This window comes from Hydrogenispora ethanolica (genome assembly GCF_004340685.1).
Taxonomy (GTDB): Bacteria; Bacillota; UBA4882; order UBA8346; family UBA8346; genus Hydrogenispora; species Hydrogenispora ethanolica.
Genome location: NZ_SLUN01000026.1, coordinates 78046 through 88377, shown reverse-complemented (window position 1 = coordinate 88377; position 10332 = coordinate 78046). Strand labels below are relative to the sequence as shown.

Here is a 10332-nt window from a genome sequence, read left to right as displayed (position 1 = left end):
CGTTTCAAGCGATTGACCCCTCCCCGTCGAAATGTCTATCTGAATTCGCTTCGCCGGGGAGGGGATCGGGGAGAGGTCGCTTTTGGACTTGCTTTATCTCTCTATTGATCTCCAAAAACCTTTTTGGTTCCGGCTTCGCCGGGATAGGATGAAATAAATTTCTGTACTAAGATTTGCATTCCTAATGCAACGACTTTTAACAAAGCCGTTTGCATAGAAGGCCGAATGCAAATGGAATTAAAACGGAATTTATTTCATCCTATTTCAGCTGTGATAAGTTGAATTAAATTCCTTAATTTATCCATCATGGAAGGCTTACGGGACATGATGCATAACAGATATTTAATTCAACTTATGTAGCGATAAAGTAAGTCCAAAAGCAACCTCTCCCCGCTCCCCTCCCCGGCGCAGTAAGTTTTGAGGGCTCATTCGACGGGGAGGGGTCAATCGCTTGAAACACGGGCCAATGTTTAAACAAAAAGCAAGTCTTTCTGCAAATTCAACTTCCAGAATTCAGGCCTAAGAAAACCCCATAATTGGCAACAGTTTATCGCTATTCGCCCCTCCCCGTCGAGTCAACCATCAAAAAGACTGCGCCGGGGAGGGGACGGGGGAGAGGTCGATTTTTAGACAATCAGAATGGCAAGGATCAAACACCCTCCTTTCAATCCGATTCTAAAAAATGGTGTAAATCCTTGCTACCTTTAAGTTTGTAAGACTACTTTATATCGTGCCCCAAAATGAACGCAATTTTGTTCGATAGATGGCCTATGCGATTGAAGATGAAGGAACAATTTCCTCAATGCTCGGCGATGAAGCGTTGCAATTCCCCGTGCCACGCTTCGGGCTCGGAGGTTCCGGGAGTCGTCGCTTCGTTCCATAACAGATCGAGCAGATAATGGGTCTTTTTCCCGCCAATGTGCATCGCCTTGACGCAGGAAAGACAGTAAACGGCCACATCTTCGGCAGGCATCTCCCGGGCGCGTTTTTTCATCTGTTCTTTCACCTGTTCCACCGGCAAGGCGCCGTAGAAGCTATCGCCGCAGCAAGTCGCCCGGTCCCGGGTGTTTTCCGGCTCCAGCACCGTGATCTTCATCTTCTCCAGCAGCTTCCGGACCGCCCGGTGCACCCGCTCCTCGCCGCGGGTGGGGCAGGCGTCGTGGATGGCCATCGTCTGGCCGTGATAGTCGGGAAAAGGAAAGGATTCGCTTTCGGCCAGGATCTCCCAGAGCGAAATGGTCGATACCCCGTCGTAAAGCTCACGGTAACGCCGGTCGCAACCGGCGCAGGTGTTGATGACCCTGGTACCGGCGGGCAGTTTCGGTTCATGCCTGCAGCAAGTCAAATGTACTGGGATAGCGCCGGATTCCCGCTGGAAAAACGCCAGCATCTTTTGGGCGAGTTCGGGTTTGTAAATCATCACGGCGCAACCGGGAGCGTAAACCTGATTCATATTATCCCTCCAAATCATTCATCCTGGCCCATTTTACCATGAAATCAGGCGATCCGTCTTCCGGAATTGCGACGCGTCATTCGGGGGGGCGGGAGCCATCCGCCAATACGCATCAGATAAATTATCCATGATTTGCCGGGAAATGGCAATGGAAAAAACGCTTATAAAAAAGCGCGGCAAAATGAAACAAGGGTTGCGGAATCCTCCGCAACCCCCGAGTTGGTGTAAAAATCCTCAAAAATCCATCGGCTGTTTTCAGGCGGTTGCCATGAAAACAGCCGCGCCCGCGGCCCGCCGGTTTACCCGAACAAGGCGAGCAGAATGCCTGCGGCCACCGCCGAACCGATGACCCCGGCCACATTCGGACCCATGGCGTGCATCAGCAGGTAGTTGGAGGGATTGGCTTTTTGCCCTTCCACCTGGGACACCCGCGCCGCCATGGGCACCGCGGAGACGCCGGCCGAACCGATCAACGGATTGATCTTTCCGCCGGAGAGCCAGCACATCAGCTTGCCCAACAGCAATCCGCCGATGGTGCTGAACATGAAGGCCATCAGGCCCAGCGCGATGATCATCAGCGTCTGGGGCCTCAGGAACCGGTCCGCCACCGCCGTGGCCCCTACCGTGACGCCCAGGAAAATGGTGACGATGTTGATCAGCGCGTTCTGAGCCGTGCTGGACAGCCGTTCGACGACGCCGGACTCCTTGAATAGGTTCCCCAGCATCAGCATTCCGATGAGCGGAGCGACCGACGGCAGCAGCAGGATGCAGAAGATGGTGACGGCAATCGGAAAGCAAATCTTTTCCAGCTTGGATACCTCTCTCAGCTGCTCCATCTTGACTTTCCGTTCCTTCTCCGTGGTCAGCAGGCGCATCAGCGGCGGCTGGATCAACGGGATCAGCGCCATATACGAATAGGCCGCGATGGCGATGGCCGGCAGCAGTTCCGGAGCGAGCCGGGTGGTGAGATAGATGGCGGTCGGTCCGTCCGCGCCGCCGATGATGCCGATTGAGGACGCTTCCTGCGGCGAGAAACCGAGCAGAGTCGCGACAATGAAGGCGACAAAGATTCCGAACTGGGCCGCGGCTCCCATGAAGAGTCCGGACGGCCTGGCAATTAGCGGCCCGAAATCGGTCATCGCGCCGATCCCCAGAAAGATCAGCGACGGATAGATCCCCAATTTCACGCCCTGATACAGGTAATACAGGAGTCCGCCCGGTTCCTTGGAACCGGCGGCGGCTCCACTCATCAGCCCCGTCAGAGGCAGATTGGCAAGCAGCACCCCAAAGGCGATCGGCAGTAACAGCAGGGGTTCAAACTTTTTGACGATCGCCAGATAGATAAGGACGCAGGCCACTCCAATCATCAGGCCGTGCTGCCAGGTCAGGGCAATCAGGCCCGAATCGGACCAGATGGTTTGGATCGCTTCGAAAAACATTATTTGCTCACCCCGCTATTGAATGACGACAAGGACATCCCCGGTGGAGACAGATGAACCCTTGACGGCAATGATTTGTGCGACTACCCCTTGGACCGGCGCTGTGATCTCATTCTCCATCTTCATGGCCTCCAGGATCACCAATACCTCGCCCTGTTGGACTTTTTGGCCGGTCTGCGCCTTGATGCTGATAACGGTCCCGGGCATGGGCGCCGGCACCGGAGTGCCCGCTGCGGGAGTCCCATTGACGGCGGCCAGCTGCGCCGGTGCCGGCGCCGGAGCGGCCTGGACGGCCACAGGAGCCGGCGGAACGCTCGGAGCGGCAGTCTCGGTCGTCTTGACGACGCTCGCCTGCCCCTTTTCCACTTCAACCTCGTAATTCTGATTATTAATGGTGACGATATATTTCAATTCGAAAACCCCCTATATCCTATTGAATTTCCGTTTTTGGGACTGCCTTGATCGAGCGGAACTGCAGCTCCGACAGGGGAATTTGGGACTCGTGGCTGACGATGGCCATGATCATGGCGGCCGTCTTCTCATCCACGTTGATGAGCTTCAGTTCTCCGGCGGTGAAATCCGGAGCGTCCGCGGCCGGGGCCGCAATCGCCGCCGTTTCCACCGCTGTTTTCGCATCCTCGGATAGCGGCGCGCTTTTTGCGGCCAACCCGCTCAAAACCTTCGATAGGATCTTGACGAAGACAAACAAGCATGCCAACACCACAAATACCGTTGCGATACAGAACAACGATACGACAATACTTTCGAAGAACGACATCCGCACCACCCTCTACTTTTTCACGATTGAATAGGAGACCTTCGTTGCCGTGCGCTCCTCCCGCTCTTTGAAAAACTTCTCGGCAATCTGCGGGAAGACAATATAGGAGAGGACGTCGCGATCGTTCCGGGCGACGCCTTTCAACTCTTCCTTGACTTTATCGAACTCCGGTGCCAGGGTATCGGCGAACCGGGCCGTGATCGGCTTTTCGTCGCCCAATACCTTTTGAATCAGCGCGGGGTCGATCTCGCCCGGCGCCTGGCCGTATTCGCCCCGCAGGTAAGACTTGATCTCTTTGGAGACGCTCTTGTACCGTTCGCCCTGCAGCACATTGGTGGCCGCCTGGACGCCGACCATCTGGCTCATGGGAGTCACCAGCGGCGGATATCCGAGATCCTTTCGGACCCGGGGCGTCTCCGCCAGCACTTCATCCAGCTTGTCAATGGCGTTTTGCGCTTTCAACTGCGCAATCAGATTGGAAAGCATGCCGCCGGGAACCTGATAGACGAGGGCGTCGGTCTCGGTGCCCATCACAAAGGCATCCATCAGCCCGGACGCAATATATTTGGCCTTGAGCGGCTTGAAGAAATCGTTGATTACTTTCAGGGTCTTTTCATCCAGCCCGGTTTGATAGCCGAATTGCTTAAAGGCGTAATGCATTGACTCCGTGGCGGGCTGCGAGGTGCCGCCCGAGAAGGAGGAGATCGCGCAGTCGATGCCGTCGCAACCGGCCTCGACCGCCTTGAAGTAGGAGACCGGTCCCAAACCCGTCGTGGAATGGGTATGCAGGAAGACCGGCACTTTGACCGATTCCTTCAGTGTTTTCACCAGGTCGTAGGCTTCTTGCGGCCCCATGATCCCGGCCATGTCCTTGATGCAGATCGAGGCGACTCCCATCTCTTCCAGCTGTTTGCCCATTTTGGCGTATTTCTCGAGGTTGTGGATGGGGCTGGTGGTGTAGCAGATGCACCCCTGGGCATGAGCCTTTCGTTTCAAGGTTTCATCCACGGCGACCGCGATATTGCGGAAATCGTTCAGGGCGTCGAAGATCCGGAAGATATCCATGCCCTGATCCACGGAGTGGGCCACAAACTGGCGGACCACATCGTCGGGATAGTGCTTGTAGCCGAGAATATTTTGCCCCCTGAGCAGCATCTGCAGCGGCGTCTTCTTCACCTTGTCCTTGATCTTCTTCAGTCTTTCCCAGGGGTCCTCATTCAAATAGCGCAGGCAGGAGTCGAATGTCGCCCCGCCCCAGCACTCCAGGGAGTAATACCCCGCCTGGTCCAACGTCTCCAAAATCGCTTCGAAGTCCGAGAAAGGCATTCGAGTGGCGATCAGCGACTGGTTGGCATCGCGTAGTACCGTTTCCGTGATGTTGACTTTCATGTCCCTTCATCTCCTTGTATGTTGTGTTGCTCCAAATCCCAACGCCATTCCATCATCCGCCGGCCGGGTTCCCCAGGAGCATTATCCCTTGGATCGGGCTTTCATATTCCAGCCCGGAACCGCCGGCGGCCGCGGTTTACTTCCGCGAAAGCGCAGTTCTATAAAATAAGGGTGGGAAGCTCGCAATCACGAGCTTCCCACCCCAAAAGCCTAAATTCATCTTGAAAACGAATGTTAGAATTCGTCCAACCGTCAGTCAATCCTATCAAATTGACAATATTATAACATTTCTATTTCCGATTTGGCAAGCCGAAAAACATATCCGCTGTCTGAATGATTATCATCGGCCCCGAGCAGTTTAACCGCTAAAATATTTTGCGACGCCGAAATTACAACGCGATGAGCTGGTATTTTTACGATCCGCCAGGAGACATTCCGGAGTCTCCTTACATATCCTACCATTTCAATCTTGATATTTTCATGTCATCCGACAGCGATGCGGCCGGAGATTTCATGGGAATAACAGCGCAATTGATAATGTTAAATTAATGTGACATTAATATTGCATTTTTAAGTCAGCGCTTTTCCTGCCCCGCCTAACCGGCCGCAACCTCGCTATCCTCCATCACCCGGCAGGCCGCTTCCGGGAAGTAAACGCGAACCGTCTGGCCGGCCGGGGGCATTTCGAGCAGCGGATCGTTAAAGGTATCGATGCGGATCTCCTGTTCCCCGACCCGGACCGACCAGCGAACGATCGCTCCCAGCAGCGTCACATGGGACAGGATGCCGGAGAGGCAGTTGTCGTCGTCATTCCGCCGCTCGAGGCTCAGCCGCTCCGGGCGCAGCGCGACGCAGACCGGCTCGCCCTTTGGACGGGAGAAAACCCCGCCCGTTCTGATCACTTGTCCGGCCACGGCCAGCCTGCCGGCGGCGGGATCGGCCACTTCCGCCCGCAGCCGGTTCAGCGTCCCGATGAACGATGCCACGAAGAGTGAGGCGGGGTCATGGTAGATCTGGGCCGGGGTACCCACCTGTTCGATGCGGCCCTCCCGCATCACCACGATCCGGTCCGAGAGGGAAAGGGCCTCTTCCTGATCGTGGGTGACATAGATGGTGGTGATGCCGAGCTCCTTTTGGAGCGCCCGGATCTCCTGGCGCAGTTTGAGGCGGATCTTTGCGTCCAGCGCCGACAGCGGTTCGTCGAGCAGCAACACCTGGGGTTGGATGGCCAGGGCCCGGGCCAGGGCCACCCGCTGCTGCTGGCCGCCGGACAACTGGTGCGGATAGCGATTTTGAAACCCGTCCAAATGCACCATGTCGAGCAGCCGTCCGGCCTGTTCCAGCCGGGTTTTGACGGGGACGCCGGCCACTTTCAGGCCGAAAGCGATGTTTTGAACCACGTTCAGGTTGGGAAACAGGGCGTAATTTTGAAAAACCATCCCCACCCGCCTGCGGTTGGGCGGGACATTACTGACGTCCCGGTCCCCGATGCGGATCCGGCCGGCGGTCGGCAGCTCGAAACCGGCGATCATCCGCAAGGTGGTGGTCTTGCCACAGCCGCTGCCGCCCAGGAAGGAGACGAATTCCCCTTTTTGGACCTCCAGGTTGAAATCGCGCACCGCGAACTGTTTGCCGAATTTTTTTTGCACGCCCGTCAATTCCAGAAAAGCCATGGTTTCCTCCTACGATTTCAATTCAAGCGCCGGTCCGGAACCCCCGCAACCGTTACCGGCGGGGCAAAGCAGCCGTTCATGAAGCGAACTCCTTCAGGCTCCGCCGCCGGGGACGGCGTTCCCCTTCCGGCCGCTCAAGCCGGCGGTGAGCCAGCCGATCAAGGCGATTGATAGCCAGGTCAGGAAGAAGCTGAAGATGGCGAGAGCGGCGGGTTCGTAGGCCAGGTCCCGCCCGACCAGCGCCATGTAGGGGCCGAACGCCGGCCAGGCCAGCATGACGGCGAAGGTCAACTCGCCCATCACGATCGAAAAGGTCAGGAAGGCCGCTGACAGCAGACTGGTCCGCAGGTTCGGCAGGATGACCCCAAAAAAGGCGGCGGCGCCGTTGGCTCCCAGGCTCAGCGATGCCTCCATCAGGGTCTTCACCTCCATCGAGCGCAGGCCGGTGTCCACCGCCCGGTAGATGTAGGGAAAGGCCAGCACGATATAACCGGCGATGAGTAAGGCGGGGCTCGTGACCCAGGTCAGCGGCGGACTGCTGTACAAGCGGATTAATCCGAATACCAGCACGATCGGGGGGATCACGAACGGCAGCAGGGTGCAGGTTTCGATCACCGGCTTGAGTCTGGGAAATTTCCAGTGGATCCAAAAGACGGTCGGCACCATCAGCGCGAAGCCGGCCAGGATGGTCCCTACCGCCATCGCCGCGGAGAAGAGGAATGAGGCCAGAAAATTGGGATCGCCGAATACATTTTGGTACGCGAGAAAGCTCAGCGTACCGGCTTGGCGCTGCAGCGAGAAGAGAAAGGTCGCCAGCAGCGGGATGAAGAAATAGAGACACCCCGCTCCCAGCCAGAACCAGGACCAGATTTTGCGCATGCTCATCATTGCAGCCACCGCGAGTATGTTTTTTGCAGCCAGGAATAGGCCAGTATCAAGAGGGCCATCAGGATCACCATGCCCAGGGCCAGGGCATACCCGAGATTGGGATCGTGCAGCACATCGCCGCGGATCTGGGCGCCGATCAGGATGGGGGTGATATTCAACAGCCCGCCCGTCAGGGCGTAGGCCGTGGCATAGGCGCCGAAGGCATTGCCAAACAGCAGGATGAACGAGGCCAGCAGCGTCGGCGCCAGCACCGGCAGGGCCACCATCCGCCAGTATTGAAAGGCGGACGCGCCCAGGCTTTCGGCCGCCTCGCGCCACTGTTTTTTCATCCCCTCCAGCGCGGGCGTGATAATTAACACCATCAGGGGTATCTGAAAGAACAGATAGGTCAGGGAAAGGCCCCAGAAACTATAGAGGTTGAAACCCCGGTCGTAGAGGTTGATGCCGAACAGCGTCCGCAGCAAGACGGTGATCATGCCCACCCGCCCCAGGGTGGAGATGAAGGCGAAAGCCAGCGGCACGCCGGCGAAATTGGAGGCCACTCCGCAGAAGGTGGTGATGAACCCCTGCACGAAACGGGGCAGCCCGCCCAGGGTGATGCCATAGGCCAGCAGAAAGCCGAGCACTCCGCCGCCCAGCGCCGTCACCAGGCTGATCTGGACCGTCAGCAGGTAGGAACCCATGATATCCGGCCGCGCCAGGCGGTAGATATTGTCCAGGGTGAAATGGCCGGCCGGGTCCTGAAACCCTCCGATCAGCAGCGAGCCGGCGGGCAGCAGCATGAACGCCACCGCGAACAGGATGAACGGCAACAGGCCGAGGCCGGACCGGAGTCTTCCGGAGAGGGGCGCGACCGCGCCCCTCCGCAGCTGTTCTGCCATCATTATTTGGTCACGTCGACTTGTACGACTTTATCCCAATCCGCGGCGATGATCTTCTTGGCCGCTTCCTGTTCTTCGAGGGTGGGGAATACCGCCTTTTCGTAAGCCTGGGCCGGCGGGAGCTTGGCGGCGATGGCGGCGGGAATGGCTTTGCGCCGGACCAGGTCCTGATAACGGGCCGGATGGCCGTAACCCTTCAACCAAATCAGCTGGCCTTCGTCGGAGTAGAGGAACTCCATCCAGAGCTTGGCCGCGTTGGGATGCGGCGCATAGGCGCTAATGGCCTGGACATATACGCCCGCCACCACCCCGGTCCGGGGAATGATCACGGCGATCTCGGGATTGCCGGCGGATTTGTCGCGATTGGCCAAGGCGTTGTAATCCCAGCGGACCGTGATCGGGGTCTCGCCGGAGGCGACCGTGCCGGGCACCGCGATGACCGGGACGAAGTTGCCGGCCTTATTCAGCTTATTGAAGAACTCCAGACCGGCGGCGGCATTTTCATATTTCTTTCCGAAGCTGATGGATGCGGCGCCGATGGTCATAATGGCCTGGTTGGCGGTGCGGGGATCGCCGGATAACGCGAACTTGCCCTTGTATTCGGGTTTCAAAAGATCGGCCCAGTCGGCCGGAGGATTCTTGACGATGCTCTTGTTGACCTCGAACGCCAGAACTCCGTAATAGTCGCCGTACCAGTAACCCTCAGGGTCTTTGACATTCGCAGGAATGGTGTTCCAGGTGGAGACCTTATAGGGCTGGATCAGTTTTTCCTGCTTGGCCTGGGGTCCGAAGGCGAGGCCGACATCGATGACGTCGGGGGCTTGCGGCCCTTTGTTGTTCTTATTGGCCCGGATCGCTTCCAGCTCTTCCCCCGAGCTCCCGTCGGGATTCAGCTCATTCACCCGGATGCCGTATTTCTTGGAGAAGGTCTGGATCATCTCGCCGTAATTCACCCAGTCATGCGGCAGGGCGATCACGGTCAGCTGCCCTTCTTTTTTGGCCGCCGCGATCAGGGCGTTCAGCGATTTCGATTTCGACGCGGCAAACGTTCCGCAAAAAGCGGCACCGAGGAAGAGCGCTCCGGCGAGCCCCAGAACACAAGCTTTGACTCTGGCGGTATGCAATGGAAATTCCTCCTTTTTGGTTTTATGATCGTTTCTTGTCCGGAAAGCCATTGAGTTTTAGAATAAATGATCATTGTTAAGAGCCGATTAGTTTTTGGGGCAGCCGGATTCAAGAGATCATCAACCGGAATTTAAAAGATGGCCGGAGCCGGGAGGAAAACACTTTGACCTGTGAGTCCCGGCGTAAATAATGAGTGGAACGCCGCAGTCACGATTTAAAGGGTGTAGAGGAAGCGGGATTGAAGTCGCACCGGAGTGTTTCCGTTTGTTTCCGTTGCGAAGTTTGGGGTGAGGTGAAGGAGGATTATGGGAAATAAAATGGAAATATTTTCATGGGAGTTTGCTTGTTTTTATGAACTTGATTGAAACGGGGCGGCGGATGATGCTCACCGCTTGGAATGGAGGCGCGATAAATCGTGATTGAAAAAAAACAGAAGCTACTTAAAACCGGTATATCTGTGTTTGGCGACAGCTATCCAAAACCGTATCTGGAAAACCTGCGCCAGTTTTTTAGCGCGCTTGAAGAACAACATTTGGCAAAAAAAATCCGTCCAAGCGGATTCGACGGTTTAAGACCACCTGAAATTCCTGGCCGGTATGATTGATGATATGCTCCCTTCTCTCCGCTGGTTTTCATGAGTTTCCTCCCACCTGTAAATACCCCTCTTCCCTTCCTTTTCTTCGGGAAACCTTTTTAAATCCTGTTC

Annotated in this window: 10 protein-coding genes and 1 other annotated feature; of the genes, 1 reads left to right on the top strand and 9 read right to left on the bottom strand. The window is 56.6% G+C overall.

Features of this window, described 5'->3' with window-relative positions; all coding sequences use genetic code 11:
- Positions 1–799: 799 nt before the first annotated feature.
- From EDC14_RS18625 to EDC14_RS18585, 9 genes are all read right to left on the bottom strand, one after another.
- Positions 800–1453, bottom strand: a complete 654-nt coding sequence (locus tag EDC14_RS18625) for a (Fe-S)-binding protein (protein ID WP_132015818.1) — start codon at positions 1451–1453, stop codon at positions 800–802.
- A gap of 299 nt (positions 1454–1752) precedes the next feature.
- A complete protein-coding gene (locus EDC14_RS18620; RefSeq protein WP_132015817.1) occupies positions 1753–2892 on the bottom strand; it encodes a sodium ion-translocating decarboxylase subunit beta in 1140 nt (379 codons plus the stop codon).
- 15 nt (positions 2893–2907) lie between these two features.
- Positions 2908–3303 carry a biotin/lipoyl-containing protein gene (locus EDC14_RS18615; RefSeq protein WP_132015816.1) on the bottom strand — a complete coding sequence of 132 codons (396 nt, stop codon included), beginning with the start codon at positions 3301–3303 and terminating at the stop codon, positions 2908–2910.
- A gap of 19 nt (positions 3304–3322) precedes the next feature.
- Positions 3323–3670 carry an OadG family protein gene (locus EDC14_RS18610; protein ID WP_132015815.1) on the bottom strand — a complete coding sequence of 116 codons (348 nt, stop codon included), beginning with the start codon at positions 3668–3670 and terminating at the stop codon, positions 3323–3325.
- Between the two features lie 12 nt (positions 3671–3682).
- Positions 3683–5059 (bottom strand): pyruvate carboxylase subunit B, encoded by a 1377-nt coding sequence (locus tag EDC14_RS18605; protein ID WP_132015814.1) that lies wholly within the window; start codon positions 5057–5059, stop codon positions 3683–3685.
- Between the two features lie 191 nt (positions 5060–5250).
- Positions 5251–5310: a sequence feature (sodium ion sensor (DUF1646 type); this cis-regulatory element may regulate processes involved in with the transportation of sodium ions), on the bottom strand.
- A gap of 345 nt (positions 5311–5655) precedes the next feature.
- Positions 5656–6732 carry an ABC transporter ATP-binding protein gene (locus tag EDC14_RS18600; protein ID WP_132015813.1) on the bottom strand — a complete coding sequence of 359 codons (1077 nt, stop codon included), beginning with the start codon at positions 6730–6732 and terminating at the stop codon, positions 5656–5658.
- A gap of 93 nt (positions 6733–6825) precedes the next feature.
- Entirely contained in the window at positions 6826–7617 is a 792-nt protein-coding gene (locus EDC14_RS18595; protein WP_132015812.1) for an ABC transporter permease, read from the bottom strand.
- Entirely contained in the window at positions 7617–8501 is an 885-nt protein-coding gene (locus EDC14_RS18590; protein ID WP_132015823.1) for an ABC transporter permease, read from the bottom strand. Before EDC14_RS18590 ends, EDC14_RS18595 begins: the two co-directional genes overlap by 1 nt.
- A gap of 2 nt (positions 8502–8503) precedes the next feature.
- Positions 8504–9625, bottom strand: coding sequence for an ABC transporter substrate-binding protein (locus tag EDC14_RS18585; protein WP_424337420.1), 1122 nt, complete (start codon positions 9623–9625; stop codon positions 8504–8506).
- 416 nt (positions 9626–10041) lie between these two features.
- Here EDC14_RS18585 and EDC14_RS18580 point away from each other — a divergent pair, with 416 nt between their 5' ends.
- Positions 10042–10230 carry a hypothetical protein gene (locus tag EDC14_RS18580; protein WP_132015810.1) on the top strand — a complete coding sequence of 63 codons (189 nt, stop codon included), beginning with the start codon at positions 10042–10044 and terminating at the stop codon, positions 10228–10230.
- Positions 10231–10332: the final 102 nt, after the last annotated feature.